24 protein-coding genes are annotated in these 22,117 nt (G+C 74.8%); 14 read left to right on the top strand and 10 right to left on the bottom strand.

Annotation, left to right across the window (positions count from 1 at the left end; genetic code table 11):
* The first annotated feature begins 24 nt into the window (after nt 1-24).
* The 4 genes from ACIA8O_RS25140 to ACIA8O_RS25125 all read left to right on the top strand — a co-directional run bounded on the left by ACIA8O_RS25140 (nt 25) and on the right by ACIA8O_RS25125 (nt 4,543).
* Nucleotides 25-2,529: a SpoIIE family protein phosphatase gene (locus tag ACIA8O_RS25140; protein WP_396296215.1), complete on the top strand. Its 2,505-nt coding sequence runs from the start codon at nt 25-27 to the stop codon at nt 2,527-2,529.
* A 91-nt stretch (nt 2,530-2,620) separates the two neighbouring features.
* Nucleotides 2,621-3,520 (top strand): RNA polymerase sigma factor SigF, encoded by a 900-nt coding sequence (locus ACIA8O_RS25135; RefSeq protein ID WP_396296214.1) that lies wholly within the window; start codon nt 2,621-2,623, stop codon nt 3,518-3,520.
* A 57-nt stretch (nt 3,521-3,577) separates the two neighbouring features.
* Entirely contained in the window at nt 3,578-3,976 is a 399-nt protein-coding gene (locus ACIA8O_RS25130; RefSeq protein ID WP_396296213.1) for an STAS domain-containing protein, read from the top strand.
* Between the two features lie 135 nt (nt 3,977-4,111).
* On the top strand, nt 4,112-4,543 hold the full coding sequence (locus ACIA8O_RS25125) for an ATP-binding protein (protein ID WP_396296212.1): 432 nt from the start codon (nt 4,112-4,114) through the stop codon (nt 4,541-4,543).
* Nucleotides 4,544-4,651: 108 nt separating this feature from the next.
* Here the strand turns inward: ACIA8O_RS25125 and ACIA8O_RS25120 are convergent, their stop codons facing one another.
* Nucleotides 4,652-5,467 carry a phosphatase PAP2 family protein gene (locus ACIA8O_RS25120; protein WP_396296211.1) on the bottom strand — a complete coding sequence of 272 codons (816 nt, stop codon included), beginning with the start codon at nt 5,465-5,467 and terminating at the stop codon, nt 4,652-4,654.
* Nucleotides 5,461-5,736 (bottom strand): hypothetical protein, encoded by a 276-nt coding sequence (locus ACIA8O_RS25115; RefSeq protein WP_396296210.1) that lies wholly within the window; start codon nt 5,734-5,736, stop codon nt 5,461-5,463. The genes ACIA8O_RS25120 and ACIA8O_RS25115 overlap by 7 nt, the downstream gene beginning before the upstream one ends.
* Before the next feature lie 160 nt (nt 5,737-5,896).
* On the opposite strand from ACIA8O_RS25115, the gene ACIA8O_RS25110 reads away from it, so the two are divergent.
* Entirely contained in the window at nt 5,897-6,904 is a 1,008-nt protein-coding gene (locus tag ACIA8O_RS25110; RefSeq protein ID WP_396296209.1) for a YihY/virulence factor BrkB family protein, read from the top strand.
* A gap of 69 nt (nt 6,905-6,973) precedes the next feature.
* Here ACIA8O_RS25110 and ACIA8O_RS25105 read toward each other — a convergent pair whose 3' ends face one another.
* The 5 genes from ACIA8O_RS25105 to ACIA8O_RS25085 form a co-directional block, all read right to left on the bottom strand.
* Nucleotides 6,974-7,483 carry a hypothetical protein gene (locus ACIA8O_RS25105; RefSeq protein WP_396296208.1) on the bottom strand — a complete coding sequence of 170 codons (510 nt, stop codon included), beginning with the start codon at nt 7,481-7,483 and terminating at the stop codon, nt 6,974-6,976.
* A gap of 62 nt (nt 7,484-7,545) precedes the next feature.
* Nucleotides 7,546-8,172, bottom strand: coding sequence for a hypothetical protein (locus ACIA8O_RS25100; protein ID WP_396296207.1), 627 nt, complete (start codon nt 8,170-8,172; stop codon nt 7,546-7,548).
* 13 nt (nt 8,173-8,185) lie between these two features.
* A complete protein-coding gene (locus tag ACIA8O_RS25095; protein ID WP_396296206.1) occupies nt 8,186-8,551 on the bottom strand; it encodes a PRC-barrel domain-containing protein in 366 nt (121 codons plus the stop codon).
* Between the two features lie 105 nt (nt 8,552-8,656).
* On the bottom strand, nt 8,657-10,228 hold the full coding sequence (locus ACIA8O_RS25090) for a PP2C family protein-serine/threonine phosphatase (protein WP_396296205.1): 1,572 nt from the start codon (nt 10,226-10,228) through the stop codon (nt 8,657-8,659).
* Nucleotides 10,229-10,322: 94 nt separating this feature from the next.
* Nucleotides 10,323-10,817, bottom strand: a complete 495-nt coding sequence (locus ACIA8O_RS25085; RefSeq protein WP_396296204.1) for a hypothetical protein — start codon at nt 10,815-10,817, stop codon at nt 10,323-10,325.
* A 146-nt stretch (nt 10,818-10,963) separates the two neighbouring features.
* Between ACIA8O_RS25085 and ACIA8O_RS25080 the strand changes: the two genes are divergently transcribed.
* A complete protein-coding gene (locus ACIA8O_RS25080) occupies nt 10,964-11,230 on the top strand; it encodes a hypothetical protein (RefSeq protein ID WP_396296203.1) in 267 nt (88 codons plus the stop codon).
* Nucleotides 11,231-11,243: 13 nt separating this feature from the next.
* Here the strand turns inward: ACIA8O_RS25080 and ACIA8O_RS25075 are convergent, their stop codons facing one another.
* Nucleotides 11,244-11,501 carry a GlsB/YeaQ/YmgE family stress response membrane protein gene (locus ACIA8O_RS25075; protein WP_396296202.1) on the bottom strand — a complete coding sequence of 86 codons (258 nt, stop codon included), beginning with the start codon at nt 11,499-11,501 and terminating at the stop codon, nt 11,244-11,246.
* Between the two features lie 203 nt (nt 11,502-11,704).
* On the opposite strand from ACIA8O_RS25075, the gene ACIA8O_RS25070 reads away from it, so the two are divergent.
* From ACIA8O_RS25070 to ACIA8O_RS25045, 6 genes are all read left to right on the top strand, one after another.
* The gene (locus tag ACIA8O_RS25070) at nt 11,705-12,010 is read left to right on the top strand and encodes a hypothetical protein (RefSeq protein ID WP_396296201.1); all 306 of its coding nucleotides are present in this window, start codon (nt 11,705-11,707) and stop codon (nt 12,008-12,010) included.
* Between the two features lie 67 nt (nt 12,011-12,077).
* Entirely contained in the window at nt 12,078-12,440 is a 363-nt protein-coding gene (locus ACIA8O_RS25065; RefSeq protein ID WP_396296200.1) for a hypothetical protein, read from the top strand.
* A 291-nt stretch (nt 12,441-12,731) separates the two neighbouring features.
* Complete coding sequence (locus tag ACIA8O_RS25060) at nt 12,732-13,934, top strand: aromatic acid exporter family protein (protein ID WP_396296199.1); 1,203 nt, start codon at nt 12,732-12,734, stop codon at nt 13,932-13,934.
* 47 nt (nt 13,935-13,981) lie between these two features.
* Nucleotides 13,982-14,473, top strand: coding sequence for a flavin reductase family protein (locus ACIA8O_RS25055; protein WP_396296198.1), 492 nt, complete (start codon nt 13,982-13,984; stop codon nt 14,471-14,473).
* 156 nt (nt 14,474-14,629) lie between these two features.
* On the top strand, nt 14,630-14,878 hold the full coding sequence (locus tag ACIA8O_RS25050; RefSeq protein WP_396296197.1) for an SCO4226 family nickel-binding protein: 249 nt from the start codon (nt 14,630-14,632) through the stop codon (nt 14,876-14,878).
* Nucleotides 14,879-14,945: 67 nt separating this feature from the next.
* Entirely contained in the window at nt 14,946-16,217 is a 1,272-nt protein-coding gene (locus ACIA8O_RS25045) for a glycosyltransferase (protein WP_396296196.1), read from the top strand.
* Between the two features lie 25 nt (nt 16,218-16,242).
* Here the strand turns inward: ACIA8O_RS25045 and ACIA8O_RS25040 are convergent, their stop codons facing one another.
* Nucleotides 16,243-17,022 carry a winged helix-turn-helix domain-containing protein gene (locus tag ACIA8O_RS25040; RefSeq protein ID WP_396296195.1) on the bottom strand — a complete coding sequence of 260 codons (780 nt, stop codon included), beginning with the start codon at nt 17,020-17,022 and terminating at the stop codon, nt 16,243-16,245.
* 64 nt (nt 17,023-17,086) lie between these two features.
* On the opposite strand from ACIA8O_RS25040, the gene ACIA8O_RS25035 reads away from it, so the two are divergent.
* Nucleotides 17,087-18,616 carry a DHA2 family efflux MFS transporter permease subunit gene (locus tag ACIA8O_RS25035; protein ID WP_396296194.1) on the top strand — a complete coding sequence of 510 codons (1,530 nt, stop codon included), beginning with the start codon at nt 17,087-17,089 and terminating at the stop codon, nt 18,614-18,616.
* A 61-nt stretch (nt 18,617-18,677) separates the two neighbouring features.
* Entirely contained in the window at nt 18,678-19,142 is a 465-nt protein-coding gene (locus ACIA8O_RS25030) for a hypothetical protein (protein WP_396296193.1), read from the top strand.
* 56 nt (nt 19,143-19,198) lie between these two features.
* On the opposite strand, the gene ACIA8O_RS25025 is transcribed toward ACIA8O_RS25030, so the two are convergent.
* Complete coding sequence (locus ACIA8O_RS25025; RefSeq protein WP_396296192.1) at nt 19,199-22,111, bottom strand: glycoside hydrolase family 48 protein; 2,913 nt, start codon at nt 22,109-22,111, stop codon at nt 19,199-19,201.
* Between the last annotated feature and the right edge of the window lie 6 nt (nt 22,112-22,117).

The following is a 22,117-nucleotide window of genomic DNA, read 5'->3' as shown; positions in this document are numbered from 1 at the left end:
GCCACCCGTCGACTGGAGACCGCCGTGCACGAGCCCCTGGACCCGAGCCCCGGCCCGCCCGCCACCGCGGGCGGGCCCGCGCGGGTGCCCGCGATCGGGCAGCAGCGCGACCGGGCGCCGTCCGGGCGGACGGACGGCGGGCCGGTGGGCGACGGCCCGGCGGGCGGGCCCGCGGACGGCGCGGCGGGACCGACGGCGCTGAACCGCCTGGCCGCCACCGTGGAGTTCCTGCGCTCGGAGCTCGACCGGGCCCACGCGGACGCGGCCGGGCGGTCCCTGGTGGAGATGGCGGCCGGCGTGCTCATCGAACGCCTGCGGTGCAGCCCCGCCGAGGCGGGCACCCAGCTGACCGTGCTGGCCGAGCAGGCCGGCGCCTCCGTGCTGGAGTTCGCCGCCGACCTGGTCAACCAGGTGACCACCGACCGGATCTCCGCCATCGCCCGCGACTTCGTCGCCACCTCCACCGGCCCCCGCGAGGACCCGGCGCTGCGGCTGCGGGCCACCCAGGCGCACAGCCTGGCCACCGGCGACGGCGAGGCGGTCGCGCGCTCGGTGCTCACCACCGCGCTGCAGCCGCTCGGCGCGGTGGCCGTCGCGATCTGGGCCGCCCACCCGGACCAGTCGCTGACCCTGGAGGGCAGCGCCGGCTTCAGCCCGGCCGAGGCCGGCCGTTGGCGGCACGTACCGCCCGGGGTGCCCACCCCGGCCCGCCGGGCGCTGGAGGAGCGGGAGACCGTCGCGTACCCGACCCTCGCCCACGCGGCCCTGCCCACCATCGGCCAGCACGAGCGCGTCGGCGGCCGGGTGGTGGTGCCCGCCGGAACCGGCGGGCGGCTGATCGGCGTCCTGGAGATGTGCTGGCCGGCCCGGCTGGAGCCGCCGTCCCAGGTCCTCCAGCGCCAGTTCGAGGCCCTGGCGGAGCTGTGCGCCACCACCCTGGAGACCTGGACCACGCCCGCGGCGCCCGCGCTGCGGGACGGCGAGTTCGACGACCTGCAGCACCTGGCCGACGGCATCCTCGACCCCTGCCTGGTGCTCGACCTGGCCCCCGGCCCGGCCGAGCTCCCGCTGGAGTTCGGCATCCGGCACGTCAACCCCGCCTTCACCGACTTCGCCGGACGGCCCACCAGCGCGGTGGCCGGTGCCCGCCTCCTGGAGGCCTACCCGCTGGCCGCCGAGCCGGGCGGGCTGGCCGAGAAGGTCGAGCACGTCTACGCCACCGGCGAGCCCTTCCGCGCCAAGGAGATGCGCCTGTCGGCCACCGTCGACGGCGTCGCCCTGCACACCCGGGCCCGGGTCAGCATCAGCCGGCACGGCCGGTACGTGGTGGTGGTCTGGCGGCTGGACGACGGCACGCCCCGGGTGGCCCGGCTCCTCCAGCACGCCCAGCGGCTGGGCCGGATCGGGGGCTTCGAGGAGAACCTCCAGACCGGGCAGATCGCCTGGAACGAGACCCTGTTCGACCTGCACGGCCTGCCCGCCACCGCCGCCCCGATCTCACTGGACCGCCTCGCCGACCACGCCCACCCCGACGACCAGCCCGCGATCGGCCGGTTCCTGCGCACCCTGCTGCACCACCGGCGCCCCGCCTCCACCGCCTTCCGCCTCCAGCGCCCGGACGGGGTGTCCCGCCACATCCGGGTGGTGGCCGAACCGGTCCACGACGGCGACGCGGCGCTCACCGCCGTCCGCGGCGCCTACCAGGACATCTCCGCCCAGCACTGGACCGAGGTCGCACTCGCCGCCACCCGCGACCAGCTGGCCCAGTCCGAGCAGCAGGCCGCCGAGCGCAGCCGCCTGGCCCTCCAGCTGCAGCACGCCATCATGCCGCCGGCCCGCGGCCCGCAGACCCTGCACGACCTCCAGGTCGCCGTGCGCTACCGGCCCGCCGAGAAGGAGCACCTGGTCGGCGGCGACTGGTACGACATCCTCACCCTGCCCTCCGGCGAGGTCCTGCTCTGCGTCGGCGACGTCGCCGGGCACGGCATCGAGGCCGCCACCGGCATGGTCGCCCTGCGCAACGCGCTGCGCGGGCTGGCCGCCACCGGCGCCGGCCCGGCCCAGCTGCTCACCTGGCTCAACAGCGTCACCCACCACCTGACCGACAACGTCACCGCCACCGCCGTCTGCGCGCTCTACCACCCCGGCACCCGGCGGCTGCGCTGGGCCCGGGCCGGCCACCTGCCGCCCGTCCTGCTGCGCGACGGGACCGCGAGCACCCTCCCGCAGCTGGAGGGCATCCTGCTCGGCGTCCTCGACCACGCCGACTACGCCGAGGACCACCTCGACCTCGCGCCCGGCGACACCCTGGTGATGTTCACCGACGGCCTCATCGAACGCCGCGACGAGTCCGTCCACGCCTCCCTGGACGGCCTGCTGGCCCTCAGCGAGGGGGCCGCGCGCACCACCACCGGCCGCCCCGCCTCCCTGGAGGGCCACCTGGACCACCTGCTGCGCTACGGCGGGGCGGACACCGACGACGACACCTGCCTGATCGGCGTCTCGGTCGACCCGGCGCCGTCGCGGTGAGTCTTCACGGATCCTTCACGGATTCCGGGGGCATGGGGCCGGGAATCGCGGGTAACCGGGGACGGACCGCGCACCGAGGGAAAGGACCGACATGGCCGTGACCAGTGACGACCTCCTGACAGACGCCTCCCGCCGTCCCGAGGGGTACGCCCCGGTCCCACCGCCCCACCGGCCCGCCGACCCCGCCCCCGAACTGGCCGAGCTGGCGGAGGAGCTCCGCGAGGTCGCCCCGGCCGACGCCCGCGACCTCACCCGGGTCCTGCTGGTCCGGCTGGCCGGGCTGGAGGAGGGCACCCGCGAGTACTCCTACGTACGCTCCTCGCTGGTCGAACTCAACCTCTCACTGGTCCGCTTCGCCATGCGCCGCTTCGGCGCGCACCGGGAGAACCCGGAGGACCTGCTGCAGGTCGGCGCGGTCGGGCTGATCAAGGCCATCGACCGCTTCGACCCCGAGCGCGGCGTGGAGTTCACCACCTTCGCCATCCCGACCATCCTGGGCGAGATCCGCCGCCACTTCCGCGACACCACCTGGGCCGTGCACGTCCCCCGCCGCCTCCAGGAGCTGCGCCTCACCCTGGCCAAGGCCCAGGACGCGCTCGCCCACCGGCTCGACCGGGCCCCGACCGTGGCCGAGCTCGCCGAGCACCTCGAACTGTCGCAGGAGGAGGTCATCGAGGGGCTCAACGCGGCCAACGCCCACACCACCGACTCCCTCGACGTCCCCGCGGGCGACGACGAGGGCGGCCCGGGCGCCCTGGCGGCCCGGCTCGGCGGCGCCGACGAACGGCTCGGCCTGGTCGAGGACCTGGTCTCCCTCCAGCCGCTCATCGCCGCCCTGCCCGAACGCGAACGCCTGGTCCTGTCGCTACGCTTCACCCACGACCTGACGCAGTCCCAGATCGGTGCCCGCCTGGGGCTCTCCCAGATGCACGTCTCCCGTCTGCTGGCCCGCACCCTCAAGCGGCTGCGCGAGGGGCTGGGCGCCGCCTGACGGCAGCACCACGGGTGCGTACAGTCATCGGGAGACACCTGTTGGAGGGGAAGAGGAATGCCACCGCACGACGACGCCGCGCCCGAAGGAGCCGGCTCCTCCGCGACGCACGAGGGCCCGACCGCCGAACTGCTCGTCCAGGACGAGCGGTCGGTGCTCTGCCGGCTGGCCGGTGACCTCGACATCGAATCGCTCCTCCCGGCGCGGCGCGCCCTCGACCAGGCGCTCGCCGACGCGCCGGCGCTGCTGGTGGTCGACCTGGAGCGGATCCGCTTCTGCGACTCCTCCGGGCTCAACCTGCTGCTGAAGACCCGGGCCGCCGCGCTCGCGGCGGGGACCGCCCTGCGGCTGGCGGCCGCGTCCACGGCGGTGCTGCGGCTCCTGGAGATCACCGGGGCGCAGGCCGTGTTCGACCTCCACCCGACCGTCCGGGCCGCGCTCGCCGAGGCGCCATGAGGGGCACCGTGACCGCCGTGGCAACGCCGTGCGACACGGCTGGCGGGAGGGGACTTCCGGGGCGGACTGCATCATCCGGGGCAACGCGGGAAACAGGCACTCCGACGACCACCGCAGATCCGAAGGGTTGACCGAATGAACACCTCCCGGGAGACCCTGAAGACCACCGTCCCCGGCGGGGGCCAGCGCCGCCGCCTGGCGCTCGCCGGCCGGGCCAAGCCGGTCGCGAGCGCACGGGGCTTCACCCTCACGGCACTTGACGACTGGTCATGGCCCGGCGCCGACGACGTGGTCCTGCTGGTCGCCGAACTGGTCGCCAACGCCATGCTGCACACCGACGGCCCCCTGGACCTCGTCCTCGACGCCACGGACGCCCGGCTGCGCATCGAGGTGAACGACCCCTCCCCCGCCCTGCCCGTCCCGCGCCAGCCCCACCTGCCACACCTCCCCGGCGGCCACGGCCTCTACATCGTCCGCCGGACCTCCGACCGCTGGGGCTCCACGCCCCACCCGCAGGGCAAGACCGTCTGGGCCGAGATCGACGCCGACCGCCCGGCCGCCCCCTGACCGACCGTCAGCCGCCGTCCCGGCCCGTCCTGCGGGCGCGGGCGGCACGCCCGCGGAGACGGCGGAGGCGCCCGACGTCCGCCGCCGGAAGCACCGCCTGCACTTCGGTCAGGGCGGTTCCGGCCGGCCGGGGCGGGCGAGTTCCGGCTCCAGGCCCTCGGTGAGCGGCGGCCCCGGGAGCCGGCCCGTGTCCCGGCGCCAGCCCTCGAAGGCCCAGGCGGTGGCCGCGACCAGGGCCGCCCCGAGCAGCCAGCCCCCCAGCACGTCGCTGACCCAGTGGACGCCGAGCGCGATCCGGGTGAACCCCACGCCCAGCACGCTGACGAGCGCCACCACCCGGGCCGCCACCCGCCACCGCCGGCCCAGCATCGGCACGAACACCAGCAGCAGGACGGCGCAGCAGGTCGCGGCCGTCATCGCGTGCCCGGACGGGAACGAGAACCCGGGCGCGTGCGCCACCGGATCGGGCAGCGCGGGGCGGGCCCGGGCGACGGCCGTCTTCACCGCCCAGCCGATCAGCCCGGACGCGAGGACGGTGGCGGCCGCCCAGACCGCGAGCCGCCGGGCGCCCCGCCACAGCAGCCAGCCCACGGTGGCAGCGACCAGCAGACGCATCGTCAGGGGGTCCCAGACGCCCTCGCTGAGCACGCGCAGCGCGGTCAGCACGCCGGGCCGCCCGCGCACCGCCGCGTGCAGGTGCTCGGCGGCCCCCGCGTCGAGCCGGCGCAGCGGCGACCAGTGCGCCTCGACCAGCACCAGCAGCACGGCGGCCGGCACCGCCGCGACGCCGAAGGCGGCGACCGAGGCGAGCAGCCGCTGCCCCAGCCTCAGGTCCGCGGTGCGCAGGCCGACGGTGCGCGGCGACCGGCGCTGCGCCACGCGCCGGAGGTGTCGGAGGTGTCGGAGGTTCCGGCGGATCACCATGGACCGCGTGTCCCCTGCTCGGCGTCTTTCATCCGCCCGCTCGGGCAGGACGCCCGGCCCGTCGTCATGCCCTCGATCGCCGGGTCGGGGCCGCCTCCCATCCGCAGGATGTCCGCCAGGTACACGGTGCCGGTGCCGATGCCCGTGGTCTGGGTGTACCGCTGCGCGATGGCCGCCACGTCGAGGGGGTCGGTCGTGCAGCCCGTGGTGAGGAACTCCTCCAGGAGCTGTTCGCCGAGGTTGAGGGGTGGGGTCCGCTGCTCTGCCATCCCCCCACTCGAACCCACGTCCACGCCCGGCGGCGGCCCGGCGCGGCCGGTCCGGGCCGTGGTTCACCCACCCGAGGGACGCGGGCACGGCCTGCCCGGGGGAACGGGCCCCTCCCGGCCCGTGGTGGTTGAGACCCGCCACGACGGAAACACGCGCAGCATGCCGACGTCCCACGACCACGACCACGACCCTGACCACGACCTCGACCGCCCCGACCGGCCCGGGGGCGATGCGCCCCGGGGCCCGACGGACCTGCCGCGCCGGAGTTGGCGGTCGGTCCTGCGACGCACCGGAAAGGAGTTCCTGGAGGACGAACTCCCGGACCGGGCAGCCGCGTTGACCTACTACGGGGTGCTGGCGGTCTTTCCGGCGCTGCTCCTGCTGGTCTCCCTGCTCGGGCTGGTCGGCCCGAGCGTGACGGACCAACTCCTCGACAACGTACGGTCACTGGCGCCGGGCGCCGCGCAGGACGTGCTGCGGACGGCGGTGACCCAGCTGCAGGACAGCCGCGGCAGTAGCGGCGCCCTCGCGGTGGTCGGCCTGCTCGGCGCGCTCTGGTCGGCCTCGGGGTACATCGGGGCGTTCATCCGGGCGTCCAACGCGGTGTACGACATCCGCGAGGGCCGGCCGGTCTGGAAGCTGACCCCGATCAGGCTGGGGCTGACCGTACTGCTGGTCGTCCTGCTGGCGGCGAGCGCGTTGATCGTGGTGTTCACCGGACCGCTGGCCCGGCGGGCCGGCGACCTGCTCGGCCTGGGGGACACCGCGCTCACCGTGTGGACGGTCGCCAAGTGGCCGGTCCTGGTCCTGCTGGTGGTCCTGATGATCGCCCTGCTGTACTGGGCCGCGCCCAACGTGCGTGGCCGGGGCTTCCGTTGGGTCTCCCCCGGCAGTCTGCTGGCGGTGCTGCTGTGGCTGCTGCTCTCGGCCGGCTTCGCGGCCTACGTCGCCAACTTCGCCTCGTACAACAAGACGTACGGCACCGTGGCCGGCGTCATCGTCTTCCTGGTCTGGCTCTGGCTGAGCAACCTGGCGATCCTGCTGGGCCTGGAGTTCGACGCCGAACTGGTCCGCCAGCGCGGCATCGAGGGCGGCATGGCCCCCGCTCGCGAGCCCTACCTCGAACCGCGGGACACCCGCGCCTGGCCCGACGAGGACCGGCCGTAGCACGCGGACGGCGGCCGGCCCCGGTGGGGTCGGCCGCCGTCCGGCGCTCGGTCCGGCCTGACGGACGGGTCAGGCCGCGACCAGGCGCCGGAGGAGGTCGCGGTAGTCACGGAGTGCGAGGCGCAGCTCCTCGGTACGGCCGGAGTCCTCCTGCTCCGCGTGGCCGGCGTCGGCCCTCCAGGTGCCGCGGAGGGCACCGTGCCGCTCCCGCAGGGCTTCGGTGAGCCGGTGCACGGTCTCCTCCAGGGCCGCGTCCGCCTCCCGCACCGCACCGCGCGGGTCGTCGACGAAGCCGCCCACCGCCCGGTCCAGACGGTGCGTCAGCTCCGCGCCGAGCTCCTGCCCGAGGAGCCGGCCCGGCCCGGTGTGCCCGGTGCGCTCGCGGTCCTCGGCGACCGCCGCGTCGTGGGCGGCGGCGATGTCCTCCGCAGAGGCCTTCCTGGTGTCCGCGGGTGCGGCGTGGCGCGGGTCGGACGGACGGGCCCAGCGGCCGGTGGTGCCCGTGCCGTGGGTCCGGCTCCGGAACCGGTCCGGGGTGTCCACGGAGTCGGTGCGGTGCTCAGGGTGGCTGATGGTCATGCTGTCCTCCTCGGTGGTGGGTCGGTGAACGGGACGGACGGACGGGCCGACCCGTGGGAAGCTCAGGCGTGGTGCTCGCGCTGCTTCGGGAAGTGCCGCGGGGCGCGGGCGGCCGGGATGCGCGGCGGCACCGCCGCCCCGTCGCCCGGAGCCGCCCCGTCGCCCGGACCGATCAGCGCGGTGAACAGTTCACGCGCCCGCAGCAGCGCCTCGCGTCGCTCCTCGGTGCCGGCCGCGTCCTGCGCGGCCTTCGCGCGCAGGGCCCGGTACGCCTCGACGTGCTCGCCGTGGTCGACCGAGATCGCGTCGGTCTGCGCGTCCACGTCCGAGTCCGGGTAGCCGCGCTCGCGGGCCACCCGGGCCAGCAGTTCCTCCGCCTCGGCGAGGGCCCGCGCCGGCGAGTCCACGAACCGTGCCTGCACCTCGGCCCACTGCCGTCCGGCCCGCTCCCGCGAGGCGGCGTCCAGCGGGGTGAGGACCAACTCCCGGTGCTGCTCGACGCGTTGTGCCAGCTCCCGCTCCGCCGCGGCGGTGTCGCCGCCGTGGCGGGCCACGGTGCGGCCGTACTCGGGACCGAACCGCCTGGCCAGGTCGGGGTGTCGGCGGCGGCGCCACCGGACGGCGCACGCCGCGAGCACCAGCACCACGACGGCGGCCAGGACGATCGTCACGACCAGGGCACTGGACATGATCCGCCTCCTGTCAGTACATCGGGCCGGCGTAGAAGGGGCCGTAGTACCCCGCGTACTTCTCCCGGTAGCCGTCGTCCGCGTCGTGCTTGTGCGGGTCGAACTCGGGGCCGTCCTTGATCTCCTCCTTCGTCCGGTCGACGTGCACCACCTCCCCCTCGAAGTCCACCCGGGCGACCGTCCCGGCCGGCAGCAGCACGTGCTTCCCGAAGATCCACGGCCCGGTGTCCACCACCAGGTAGTTGGCCCCGACCTCCTCCGAGAGCCGGTCGACCTTGCCGATGTGCCCGTCGGTCGCCTCGACCTTGAACCCCACCAGGTCCGACCCCGACACGTGCCCGGAGCCCGTACGGAACGCCCAGATGTCGACGCTGCCCATCGCTTCGCCTCCTGTCGTCACCGCACCGCGACCGGTGTCCGCGGTGCGTCCTGGAGGCTCGCCTGCCCCGGATTCCCCGCCTCACTCACCGTCAGTTCCGGTCCGTCAGCGGCTGATGTGCAGGACGCAGATGTCGTCGCGGCGTTCGCGGCCGTCCTGGAGGGCCCGGACCAGGCCGTCCACGAAGGCGGGGGCGCCGGCGTGGGATTCGGCGGTGCGGGCCAGGCGGGCGAGGCCCTCGTCGATGGGCTCGCCGGGGTGTTCGACCAGGCCGTCGGTGTAGAGGAGGAGGTGGTCGCCGGGGAGCAGGTCGAGGGTGGCGGCCTGGTAGCCGGGGGCTTCGGCGACCCCCAGGAGGATGCCGTCGGGGGACGGCAGGAAGCGGGCTTCGCCGCCGCGCAGGAGGAGCGGCGGCGGGTGTCCGGCCCGGACCCAGGTGAGACGGGAGGTGGCGGGCTCGTAGGCGGCCATCACCAGGGTGGCCGTGTTGAACTGCCGCTCCGAGGTGTGCAGCAGCAGGGTGTTCAGGTTGGCCAGGACGGTGGGCAGCGGTGTCCCGGTGACGGCCATGCCCTTGGCGGTGAAGCGCAGCAGGGCCATGGTGGCGACCGCGTCCAGCCCGTGGCCCGCGACGTCGCCGACGACCAACAGGACGCGGCCGTCCGGGAGTTCGATGGCGCTGTACCAGTCGCCGCCGAGGTTGAGCCCCTCCTGGACGGGCCGGTAGGCGATGTCGACCGTCAGGCCGCCCAGGTGCAGGACCTGCTGGGGTGCCGGGAGGAGGGTCTCCTGGAGCCGGGCGGCAATGTCGCGCTCGGCCGCCAGCTGGCTCTGGTGGCTGAGCACGGCCTGCCGGTGTTCGAGCAGCTGGCGCTGGGTCCGCTCCGCGGCGGTGCGGTCCTGGAACAGCCCGTGCAGCCGGACCGGCCGGCCGTGCGCGTCCGTCTCGCTCTCGGCGACGACCCGCACGTGGCGCACCTCCTGCCGGGGCAGCCGGATGCGGAAGGTGCGGTCGATCGGTTCGCCGGAGGCGAGCAGCCGACGCACCTCCTCCACCAGCAGCCGTCGGTCCTCGCCCTCGGCGAGGAGGGCCAGCTCCTCCAGTCGCAGCGGACCCTCCGAAGGCTCCCGGTCGAAGATCGAGTACGCCTCCTCGGACCAGGTGACCTCGTCCCTCGTCAGGTCGCGGTCGAGCCAGCCCATCCGGCCCAGGCGCTGCATCAGGGCCAGGCGGCGCTCCTCCCGCTCGCCCTGGTCCAGGCGGTTCCAGGAGACCAGCAGCCCACCCTGGCAGGGCACCGCGCGCACGGCCCATCGGGACCGGTGCGGGATCCCGGCGGCGGTCTCCAGGTACTCCGTCTCACCCTCGTGGCGCGTCCCCCCGAGGGCAGTCAGGTAGCCCTCCCACAGCTCGGTGCCGCGCGTCCCCGGGTAGGTCTGGAGCACGGTCCGGCCCAGCAGCTCGGCACCCCGGCGTCCGCCGACGTCCACCGCCTCGGGCGAGGCCGCGGCCAGCAGGAAGTCCGTCACCTCGCCGCCCGGCCCGTACACCGGCTGGAGGAACACCACCGACCCGGGCAGACCCGCGAGGACCTCCCGCACCACCGTCGGGTCACCGCTCGTCGGCGCGGGACCGCCGCCCGGCTCGGGTACCACTCGATCCTCGAGGTCCGTCATGCGAGGAGCATGTCACGCATCGACCCGCCCGTGGGCGAACGGGGCTTCCCGGACGGACCGTCCGCGGCGGCCGGGGTCCGGTTCGACGGCCGGTTCAACCGCCGGCCAACGCACGGGCCGCGCGCAGCCGGAGTTCCTCCAGGGCCTCGGCCTGGCGGTCGGCCCTGGCCGTCAGCTCGGCCAGCCGGGCGCGGTCGAGGCCGGCCTCGACGCCCACCCGGTCGGCCAGCGCGGCCCAGAGCTGGCGCTTGCCGAGGACGCAGAGCCGGAGCACCTCCAGTTCGACCAGGTCCGTGAGCGGTGTGCGGTGCCGCACGGAACCGTTGGGCTTCAGCAGCCCGAGCAGTTCGCCGCCGCGTGCCAGCCAGACGTTCGACCGCCGCTCGGGGACGTCGAGTTCGCGCATCACCCGGCGCAGCGAGGCCAGGTCGCCCTCGATCTCCGCCGCCACCCGTCGCAGCTGCGGCCGGCCGGCCGGGTCGAGGAGCGCCTCGGCGGTGCGGCGGGCCCGGCGGGCGGCGGCCACGGCGCCGGCGAGGTGGTCGTTGAGGTAGCCGGTGAGCAGGCGGTGCGAGGAGGGGGTGGTCATGGGGTCCTCCGCGGGTGCGGGGCGGTGGCGCTACGCGGCTACCCGCTTCCCCGGCTCGCACACCGCTCCGAAGAGGGGACGAAGGGCTGTGCCCGAAAGGACGTTCGGCGACCGATCCGCCGGTCCGGCGGGGACAGGATGAGGTCATGAACCGTCGGCCCCGCCGCCTCGCCCTCGCCTCCTTCGTACTCGCCCTCGCCGCCGCCGGGTGTGCCGCCACCGAACGCGGCGGCGGCACGTCACCCTCCCCCGGCACGCCGGGCCCCGCCTCCGCCCCGGCCGAGGCGGGGGTTCCGACGGCCGGGGACCGCGAGGCGGAGCAGGCCGGCCGGGAGCTGGGCCGCCAGGCCGAGCAGCAGGGCCGGGAGACCGGTCAGCAGTGGCGCGAGTACGGCGAGTCCTGGCGCCCCTGACGTCCGCCGGCTGTCAACCGCGACGGGACCAGGACGGCGTGACCAGGGCGATCAGGGCCGCTGCGACGCCGATCTGCAGGAAGTGGCGGATCCAGTCGATGCCGCCGGTGTCCCGCACCCCGAGCGCGCTCGCGAGCGCGTTGCCGACCAGGCCGCCCACGACGCCGAGGAGCACCGTCAGCCAGAGCGGGATCGGCTGGCGGCCGGGCAGGACGAGCTTGGCGAGCAGACCGATGATCAGACCGGCGATGACGGCCCACAGGAACGACATGGGTGAACTCCCTTGTCCGGTACGGTTCCCCGCGCGGTCGGCGCGGGACGTGCGGTTGCTCTTGCCCCCGATTCCCCGGCCGAATCGCCCGCTCCGGCGGCTTCCGCCGGTGGCCCGCCACTGCCGTGACGGTAGGTCAGCCGTGTGCCGCGGGGGGCCACCCGCCGGGCGGCACCGTCGGTGGCGGCCGGTAACCTGCGGGCATGTCGGTCAACATCGATCTCCACTTCACCGTCTCCCGCCTCGCCGACCCCGCGCAGGCCGAGGCCGTCGCCGCGTCCATCGGCGAGCTGCTGCGCGACGAGGGCTTCGAGGCCCAGATCAGCTACGGCGCGGTCCGCGACAACGGCGTCGACTACGTGTCGGGCGAGTCGAAGTTCCCCATCAGCATCAGCGGGTTCGGCCGCTGGCAGCCGTACTTCGAGAGCTCGTTCGGTGCCGCCGTCGCCGAGGCCGCACCGGACGCCGAGGTCTCCATCGACTGGGGCTACCCCGACGAGGAGTACTGAGCGCACGACCCGTTCGGCATGCCCCGGCCCCGGCCGTCCGGCGCGGGAGGGCGCTATCCTCGGGCCCATGTCGAACCCTGATGCGCTGCTCGTCGACATCGCCACCATGGTGGAGTCCGAGGGCAGCAACCAGATGCCGCTGACCGTGGTCGTGCCGGGGGCGGTGATCACCGGCCGGCTGGCGCCCGAGAGCGTCTGGCACGAACGGGTGGCCGAAGTCCTCGCCACCTCCGACCACTTGAAGCCCTTCGCCACCCTCTTCGCCCCCTCCCCCGACGGCCCGCCGACGCCGCCGACCCACCTGCACCTGCACGTCGCCCGCATCCTCCAGGGCAGCTACGGCCTGCCCCACACCGGCGGGATGTACCGGATCGCCATCGCCGACATCAGCAGCTGGACGGTGGGAGACCTCAGCTACTCCGACCAGTGACCCGGGGAGCCCCTTCGCCCGGCGGCTGACCACAGGCGGCTGACAACTGACGACGAGCGCAGACCCCGGCCGCCGGGCGGGGGGGGTTGCCTGCGGCGGCCGGGTCTGCGCGACGGGCCGGACGGCCCGCCGGAGGGATCGGCGGGCGGTTCCTGCACCCGCCACTCCGTCTCACCCCGTTCGCAGACCTCAAACCTGACGGTCCGTCCGCCCCGCGTCGGGTCCCGCGCGACCGGCCCGCGACGACTCGCCGGAGGGATGACCCGGCCCTCGGCGGGACACACGCGGAGAATGGCCGATGTACGAGCGACCGCGCCCCCGAACCTGCGCCGGCACCTCCGCGACCCGGTGGTGCACCTCACCGTGCGCGCCACCCTGGCGGCCACCCTCTCCTACGCCGCCGCCGTCGCCCTGCACACCTCCCCCGCGCCGCTCACCGCTCCGCTGACCGCCCTCCTGGTGGTCCAGGTGACGGTCTACTCGACGCTGACCACCAGTGTCCGGCGGGTGAACTCCGTCGTGGTCGGGGTGCTGATCGCCATCGCGTTCAGCGCTGTCACGGGGCTGAGCTGGTGGAGCCTGGGGCTGGTCATCCTGACCTCGCTGATCATCGGTCAGTTCGTCCGGGTCGGCGAGTTCGTGAACGAGGTCGCGATCAGCGCGATGCTGGTCCTCGGGGTGAGCCAGCTGGCGGCCCAGGCCTGGGACCGGGTGCTGGAGACCCTGATCGGCGCCGTGGTCGGGCTGGCGTTCAACCTGCTGTTCGCGCCGCCGGTCTGGGTGGACACCGCGGGCGAGTCGATCGAGGACCTGGCCCGGCGCGCCCGGCACCTCCTGCTCGGCATCGCCGAGCAGCTCCCGCGCCCGACGCCGGTGGCCCGGGCGGCGGCCCGGCTGCACGAGGCCAGGGCGCTGGACCAGGCCATCGCGGAGGTGGACGCCGCGCTCCGCCAGGCCGAGGACAGCCTCCGGCTCAACCCGCGCATCTCCGAGGGCGTGCTCTCCCGGCTGGTGCTGCGCACCGGCCTGGACACGCTGGAGATCTGCGTCGTGGTCATCCGGGTGCTGGCCCGCTCGCTCACCGACCTGGCCAAGCGCCGCGGCGAGGACGAGGAGCTCTTCCCGCCGGACGAAGCGCTCGCCCTCGGCGAGCTGCTCGGCCACGTCGGCGACGCCCTGGTCAGCTTCTCGGTCCTGGTCACCACCCAGGTCAGCCGCAACGCCGAGGCCGCCGAGCTGCGCCTCGCCGGCGAACTCGCCGCCGCCCACGCCGTCCGCGACAACGTCGCCAACCTCCTGCTGGCACGCGTCCAACGCCACCCGCACGCCTGGCAGTTGCACGGCGCGCTGCTCGCCGAGCTCGACCGCGTCCTGGACGAGCTCGACCTCGAACACCGCTCCCGCCGCCTGATGGAGGAGCTCGACCGCGAGACCGTCGCCCGCCGCGACCGCCTCACCGTGCCCCACCGCCTGCGCCGCCTCCTCGGTGGCTGACCCGGCGGACACCCCGACGACCCGCTGCCCGGAGGAGCTGACGGACCATGAACCGCTTCGAGGACTTCCTCGACCTGCTGGACTACCCCGTGTACGTGGTCACGGCCGCCGCCGGGGGCGAGCGGGCGGGCTGCCTGGTCGGCTTCGGCGGCCAGAACTCGATCGACCCGGCCCGTTTCACGGTCTGGATCTCGAAGGTGAACCACACCCACCGGATCGCCCTGCACGCCCCGGTGCTCGCCGTCCACCTGCTCGACTCCCGCCGACCCGGCGGCCGGGCCCTGGCCGAGCTCTTCGGCGGGCGCACCGGCGACGAGGTGGACAAGTTCGCCGCCGTCCGGTGGGAGCCCGGCCCGGAGGGAGTCCCCCTGCTCACCGACGCCCCCGCGCGCTTCGCCGCTCGGGTCCTCGACCGCGCCGACTGGGGCGACCACACCGGCCACCTCCTGGAGCCCCTCGCCACCAGGGTCCGCGAGGGCGCCAACCGCCTCCTCTCCTACCGCGAGGTGGCCGGCATCGAACCCGGCCACCCGGCCTGACGCCGGCGGGCACTCCCGCGCCCCGGCCGGCGGTCCCGTTGCGCGGGGGTGTTGCGCGCGGTCCTGTTGCGCGCGGGGGCGTTCGGCGCAGCCTGGAGGTGGAGCGGCTCGGCACGAGCCGGGCCGCCGGTACCCGCTCCCGGAGGTGTGTGGGCGATGACGAAGTTCATGGACGTGCACCACAACATGGTCGGCATCACGGAGGAGGACCTGCGGGCGGCCCACATGGCCGACCTGGCGATCCAGGCCGAGGAGAGTGTCCACTTCGAGCAGGCCTGGGCCGACCCGGAGGCGGGCGTCGTCTACTGCCTGTCCGAGGCGCCCTCCAAGGAGGCGGTCCAGCGGATCCACGAGCGTGCCGGACACCTCGCCGACGAGATCCACCCGCTCCCGCTGATCGTCTGACGGGCCGTCACCCGGCCCCGGCCCGTCGTGGCCGCCCCGGCGGTCCCGGGGCGCCATACTGGCCACCATGCGTGTTGCGCTGATCACGGCCGGCTCACGTGGTGACGTCGCGCCCTTCACCGGACTGGGGCACGGGCTGGCGCGGGCGGGCCACCGGGTCACGCTCGTCACCCACGCGTCCTTCGAGGGGCCGGCCCGCGAGGCCGGGCTCGGATTCCACGGGCTGCCGCTCGACCCCCAGTCCCTCCTGCGGTCCGAGGCCGGCCGGCGGCTGCTCGACAGCCGCAGCGGGCCGGGCAAGCTGGCCCACGTCCTGAGGATGATCCGGCGCCTGGTCGGCGACATGGTGCCCGGGATGCTGGAGGCGGCGCGCGGCAGCGACGTGCTCCTGCTGTCCGGCTCCGTGGCCCCGCTGGGCCGTGCCATCGCCGACGGGCTCGGCCTGCCCAGCCGCGGCGTGTACCTCCAACCCATCTCCCCCACCCGGGAGTTCCCTCCGCCCGTCACGGGCACCCGGTCCTGCGGGGCGGTGGGCAACCAGCTCGCGGGGCAGGCGGTGAACCTGGCCCTGGAGGCGGTGTTCGCCGGGGCCGCCCGCCACGTCCAGCGCGAACTCGGCGTTCCCCGGCGCCGGTTCCCGGCCCGCGGCCCGCACCGCGAGCCCCCGGACTGGCCCGTCCACCACGGCTTCAGCCCCCTCGTGGTGGCCCGCCCGCCCGACTGGCGGCCGGGTCTGTCGGTCAGCGGCTACTGGTGGCCGTACACCCCTCCGGCCGCCGGACTCCCGCCGGAGGTCGAGCGGTTCATCGAGGCGGGGCCGGCCCCGGTGTTCGTCGGCCTCGGCAGTCCGACCGTCCCGGACCCCGGCCGCGTCAGTGCGCTGATCGTGGCCGCGCTGCGCCGGGCCGGACTGCGCGGCGTGATCCAGTCCGGCTGGAGCGGCCTGCACGCCGAGGGCGACGACATGCTGACGATCGGTGAGGCGCCGCACGGCCTGCTCTTCCCGCGGATGGCCGCCGTCGTCCACCACGCCGGCGCCGGCACCACCGCGGCGGGCCTGCGCGCGGGCGTGCCGGCCGTGCCGGTCCCCGTCTGGTTCGACGGCGCGTTCTGGGCCTCGCGCCTCACCGCCCTCGGCGTCTCGCCCGCCGCCGTCCCCCTGAAACGGCTCGACTCCCCGGGTGCCCTCGCCACCGCCCTCACCGCCGCGACCGGCGAACCCGCCTACCGCCGGCGCGCCGCGCTCCTCGCCGAACGCCTCCGCCACGAGGACGGCACCGCCCCCGTCCTCGCCGCACTGCACCGGCTCGAGTCCGTCCTCGGCGGTGCCGGCGCCTGACCGACCGCCGTTCCGTTCGGGTTCCCTACTCCGCCACCACGACCCCGAGGGCACGCTCCAGCCCCTGGGCGCCCGGGCCGGTGAGGTGGACGACCCTCGGGGCGGTGCCCCGGCGGACCCAGTCCAGGGCGAACAGACGCGCGGTCAGGGCCGCCCCGAGGGCTCCGGCCAGGTGGTGCTGGTGTTCGCTCCAGTCGACGCAGTAGCGGATCGCGGGGCGGCGCGGCGGCAGGGCGTCCGTGTCGACGCCGAGCCGGGCGAGCAGGGTGCGGCCGGCCGGGGTGAGGGCGTAGTGGACGTCGCGTCCGTAGGAGGACGGCCGGTCGTGGACGGCCCGCTCGGGCCGGTGCACGCCGTCGTGGCCGGTGAGCGCCCCGCGCTCCAGCAGGCCGGTCATCAGGGCGACGCCGAGCCGGCCGGCCAGGTGGTCGTAGCAGGAGCGGCCCCGGTGCAGGGCGTTGGCGCGGCTGCTCTGCCGGAGCGAGGTGATGGCCAGCGGCGGGGCGATCACGGCCAGGCACTCCAGGGCGGCGCTGACGTCCGGCCCGGCGAGCCGGTAGAGCCGGTACCGACCCCGCCGTTCGACGGTGAGGAGTCCGCCCTCGACGAGCTTGGCCAGGTGCGCGCTGGCGGTCGCGGCGCCGATGCCCGCCTCCTCGGCCAGGGCGCTCGCCGCCAGCGGCCGTCCGTCGGCCAGGCACTTGAGGATGCCGGCCCGCGACGGGTCCGCGATGAGGGCGGCGGCGCGGGCGATGTCGGTCTGGCGCTTGAGCGGCCCGGCGGGGCCGCGGCTGGTGTTCGGCACCTCCCCACCCTAGGACGGCGACACTTCGCCCGGTGACGAAGCGTCCGGAGCCGATGCTCGTGCCATGACCCCCGCGACGACCCGCCGCAGCCCCGCCCACTCGTCCGCCCGTCCATCCGCCTGTCCGTCCGGAGAGGAGCCCGCCGGGGCGGGCCGTCTCGCCCTCGCGCCGCTGATCGCCCTCAGCCTCGGCTACTTCCTGGTGATGCTCGACGTCACCGCCGTCAACGTGGCGGTCCCCGCCGTCCGGGCCTCGCTGGGCACCGGCGCCTCCGCGCTCCAGTGGATCGTCGACGGCTACAGCACCGTCTTCGCCGCGCTGCTGCTGCTCGGCGGCGGCCTCGCCGACCGGTTCGGGCCACGCCGGGTCTTCCTGGCCGGGGTGGGGCTGTTCACCGCCGCCTCCGCGTGCTGCGGCCTGGCCGGCTCCGCCGCCGCGCTGATCGCCGGACGGCTCGGCCAGGGCACCGGTGCGGCGCTGCTGGTGCCCGCCTCGCTGGCCCTGCTCCAGGCCACCTTTCCCGGCCGCGCGCTACGGGCCCGGGCGGTCGCCGTCTGGGGCGCCGTCGCGGCGGTCGCCTTCGGCGCCGGGCCCGCGGTCGGCGGGCTGCTGGTGGCGGCCGCGAACTGGCGTGCGGTGTTCTGGCTGAACCTGCCGTTCGGGGTGCTGGCCGCGCTGCTGACCCTGCGTCACTTCCCGGCACCGGCCCGGGCGCCCCGGCCGCGGCGGAGCCGGGCGGACCCGGTGGGCCAGGTCCTCGCCGTGCTCGGCCTGCTCGGGGTGGCCAGTGGCCTCAACGAGGCGGGTTCGCGCGGCTGGACGTCGTCCTTCACGCTGTCCGCCCTCGGTACCGGCGCCGCGGCCCTGGTGGCGTTCGTCCTGGTGGAACGGACGCTGGAAGCCAGTTCGGCGGACGGCCGGACCGCCCGCGTGCCCCTGCTGAGGCCGTCCGTGTTCCGCTCCCGCGCCTTCGCCTCGACCACGGTGATCGGGATGCTGATCAGCTTCGGCTACTACGGCATGCTCTTCCTGGCCGGCCTCTACTTCCAGCAGGAGCGTCACCTCGGTGCCCTGGGCACCGGCCTGGCCCTGCTGCCCTCGGCGGCGATGGGCCTGGTGGCCGCCCCGCTGTTCGGCCGCATCGCCGCCCGCACCGGGCCGTACGTCCCGATGGTCGCCGGCCTGCTCCTCGGCGCCGCCGGCTTCCTCGGCTGGCTGGCCGCCGGACCCGGCACCCCCTACCCCGCCCTGCTCTTCGCCCTGACCACGACCGGGCTCGGCCAGACCGTGACGGCCCTCGCCCTCGTCGCCGCCGTCGTCGAGTCCGCCCCGGCTTCGGGCGTGGGCGTGGGCGTGGCCACCGCCGTGCTCAACGTCTCCCGGCAGGTCGGCAGCGCGGTCGGCGTGGCGCTCTTCGGGACCTTCGCCGCCACCGCGGGCGACTTCACCACCGGCCTGCGCCGGTCGGCGGCGATCGCGGCAGCGGCCTTCGCCACCGGCGCCCTGCTCGCCCTGGCGGCCCGCCGCAGAGCACCCGCGACCGCCTCCACCGGGCCTTCACTGCACCGGAGTTGTGACCATTCCGAGCCATGACGGAGAATCAGGTCGTACGGTAACCATGGGAGTTTCCGGAGAACCCTCGAAGGAGAACCACATGCGCTTCGCACGGACCGCCGCAGCACCGATGACCGTCGCCGCCGCCGCTCTCGGCCTGGGCCTGGTGTCCGCCGGGCCCGCGGCGGCCGCCGACAGCGGCAGTTGGCGCGCCTACGGCAACACCAACCCCATCACCTCCAGCTCCAGCACCTGGCACTGCGCCGGCAGCAAGACGATCGCCACCGACGTGCTCGCCCAGGTCTGCGCGATCAGGTCGGCGGGCGGGGGCGCCGTGCAGGCCGCCGTGATCGTCCGGAACAACCGGTCGAGCCTGTTCTCGGTGCAGGCGGCCATGGACCTCTACAACTCCTCCGCCTCGCTCGGCAGTTGGGTGTGTTCCTCGTCCGGCGTCGGGGCGAACTCCTGGTCGGTCTGCTTCGGGAAGACCCTCTCGCAGACCGCCGCCGTGGACTCGGTCGGGGCCGCCAACGGCGTGAACCTCGGCCTCTCGCCGAAGGTCTGAGCCGGCCGCGAGCCCCGTCCCGCCGGACCGGCGGGACGGGGCCGCAACGGGGTTGCTCAGCCGAAGAGTTCGCCGTAGGTGGCCATCGCGGTGGCGACGTCCGCCTGGGCCCAGAACCGGTGGTAGCTGAAGACCGGGGCCGGGCCGCCGTCCAGGTAGGCCTGGACCTTGGCGAAGTCGGGGTCGTTCCTGTAGAAGGAACGGATCGACAGGAACGTGGAGTTGGCGTTCACCGGGTCGCCGTTGGGCATGGTGCCGGTCCAGCCGGAGGGCACCGAGACCGCGTCCTTGAAGCGGCTGTAGTCCGTCCGGGTCTCCGGCACCGAGATGCCCTTGGCGTCCTGGTGGTGGCTCCACATGCCGTCCAGCAGCTTCTGCGCCGCCGACTTGGCCGCCGCGTTGCCGGACTTGGCCGCGTAGTAGGAGAGCAGCTTGGCGTAGGAACCGGCCACCCCGACGTCGTTGGTGTAGTCGACGACGCTGACGTGCAGGCCGGTGTTGGCGCCGGGCGCGGCGGCGTTCCAGGTGTCCGGCTTGCCGCTCCAGGAGAGCGTGGACGGGATCCGGTAGGTGCCGTCGGCGTTGAAGGTGGTCTTGCCGAGCGCCCAGGTGACCCACTTGTCCAGGACGGCCTTGGCCTTGGCGTCACCGCTGGCGTAGTAGTACTCGGCGACCCGCTCCAGGCCCCAGGTCTGGAAGCCGAACCACTGGTTGCTCGGCGGGTCGTGGTAGACCGGCGCCTCGTCGTAGTACATCCCGTAGAAGGTCGGCGTGCCCGCGGGCGGGGTGGCGTAGCTGCCCTCCCAGCTGTTGGTCGCGCCGCCGGCGATGGCGCCCTCGCTGGACTGCAGCCACTGGACGAACTCCACCTGCCGGGTCAGGCTGGTGGCCCAGTCCGCCTTGCCGGTGGCCGACTTGGGGGCCAGCGCCGGGTCGTTGACCAGGGCGTAGGCGGCCATCGGGTTCTGGTAGCCGCCGTGCGCGGCGCCGTCGCCGATCCGCCAGGCCCAGCCGGCCGAGGTGTCGTACGCCCCGCCCCAGGCGTAGTACCAGGAGAGCAGGTAGTGCGAGGAGTCCTTGCCGGTGCCGGCCGGGCAGGTGGCGGCGCCGACGCAGTTCCCGATCTTCTTGAAGTACTTGTCGAAGAAGGAGTACCGCAGGTAGTCGCCCATCTTGCCGGCCTTGGCCACGGTGGCCGCGACCTGGCCGCCGTTGCCCTGGGCCTTGGCCCAGGTGTCGGCCCAGTAGGCCGCCTGCACGGCGCGGGCGTCCGCGTCGGGGGCGTCGGTGAACTTCCACTGCTTGGCGTAGGAGCTGTCCTTGACGAACAGGTCCAGGTAGCCGTTCCTGCCGCCGTAGGCGAAGCGGTCGCAGGTCGGCTGCGGGACGGTCTCCCAGACCGACTCCTGGGCCCCGCGCTGGTAGGTGTTGATGTACGAGGGCCCGGTGTCGCCCGGCCCGGCCTCGCACTTGCCGGGCGCGTTGCCGTAGCCGTAGACGTTGTCGACGTCCTGGAGCCAGTGCATGCCGTAGATGTCACTGGTGCCGTAGGCGCCGGCCAGCTCGGCCGCGAGCGGGTCCTGACCCGCCGTCACCGAGGTGTTCAGCGGCGCCGGGTAGTCGGACGGCAGCGGCATCTCGGGGGCGTAGGTGGCGGGCTTGGAGGCGTTGTAGGAGCCGTTGGTCGGCTGGTCCGCGTGGGTGGGGATCATGTACGTCTCCATGAGCGTCCACGCCGCGTTGAACTTGGACCAGTCCTTGCTGATCCGGCCGTACTGGGCCTCCAGCCAGAGCAGGTAGCTGTACGCCTCCGAGGTGGTCTGGTGGCCGTGGTCCGGCGCCTCGACCAGCAGGGTCTCCACCGAGTGGTAGGGGATGCCCTCGGGCGAGAAGTACCCGTTGGCCGGGTCCTTGAGCTTGGCGTAGAGCTGGAGGAAGCGGTCGTTGTACACGCCCGTCCCGGCGGCCAGTTCGGTGACCGTGACGGTGGCGGCGGTGTGGCCGCCGGCCGTCGCGGTGAAGGTGGCCGAGCCGGTGGAGGCGGCGTCGGCGGCGACCGTCACGGTCTGCGCCGTGGCCCAGGTGGCGGGCGTGAAGGTCAGGCTCGCGCCGCCGCTGACGGACAGTCCGGTGTTGCCGGAGGTCCGGGCGGTGGTCACGGTGACGTCGGCCGACGGCTGGGCGGAGAGCTTGACCGCGATGGAGCCCGTGCCGCCCTGGGTCACCGAGAGGCTGGCCGGGGTGGCGCTGACGGACGGCCCGGCGGCGACGGTGATGCCCGCCGGGGCGGACTCGCTGCTCGCACCGGTGGAGTCGTACGCCTTGGCGTGGACGGAGTGGCTGCCGGAGGCGGCGCCGGTCCAACTGAAGGAGTACGGCGCCGTGGTGTCGGTGGCGAGCAGGATGGTGTCGTCGTAGAACTCCACCTTGCCGATCGTCGCCCCGTCGCTCGCGGTCGCGGTGGCCGCGAGCGGGACGGCGGCGCCGGCCTGGTAACTCGCGCCGGGGGCGGGGCTGGTGAGGGTGGTGATCGGGGGCTGGTGGGCTCCGGTGCAGGGGGTGCCGTTGACGGTGAAGGCGGTGGGGGCCGTGTTGGTGCCGCTGTAGGCGAAGTTGGCCCCGGCGGTGGCGTTGCCGCCGGCCGGGATGGTGGTGGCCCAGGCGGGTGCGGTGACGGTGACGGTCTTGCCGCTCTGGGACCAGGTGCCGTTCCAACCGGTGCCGGAGAGGGTCTGGTTGCCGGTGTAGGCGTAGCCCAGCGTCCAGCCGTTGACCGGGGCGGTGCCGAGGTTGGTGACCTTGACGTTGGCGGTGAAGCCGGAACCCCAGTCATTGACGGAGTAGTCGACGCCGCACTGGAGGGTGGCCGCCGAGGCGGGTGCGGGGGCGGCGACGGCGGTGGCGAGGCCGGCGGCGAGCAGCACGAGGGCCGCGCCGAGGGCGGGCAGCCGGGTGGTCGGGGGTGGCATGCGTGG

This window comes from Kitasatospora sp. NPDC051853 (assembly GCF_044452665.1).
Classification (GTDB): Bacteria; Actinomycetota; Actinomycetes; order Streptomycetales; family Streptomycetaceae; genus Kitasatospora.
This window is presented reverse-complemented; position numbering and strand designations above follow the sequence as displayed.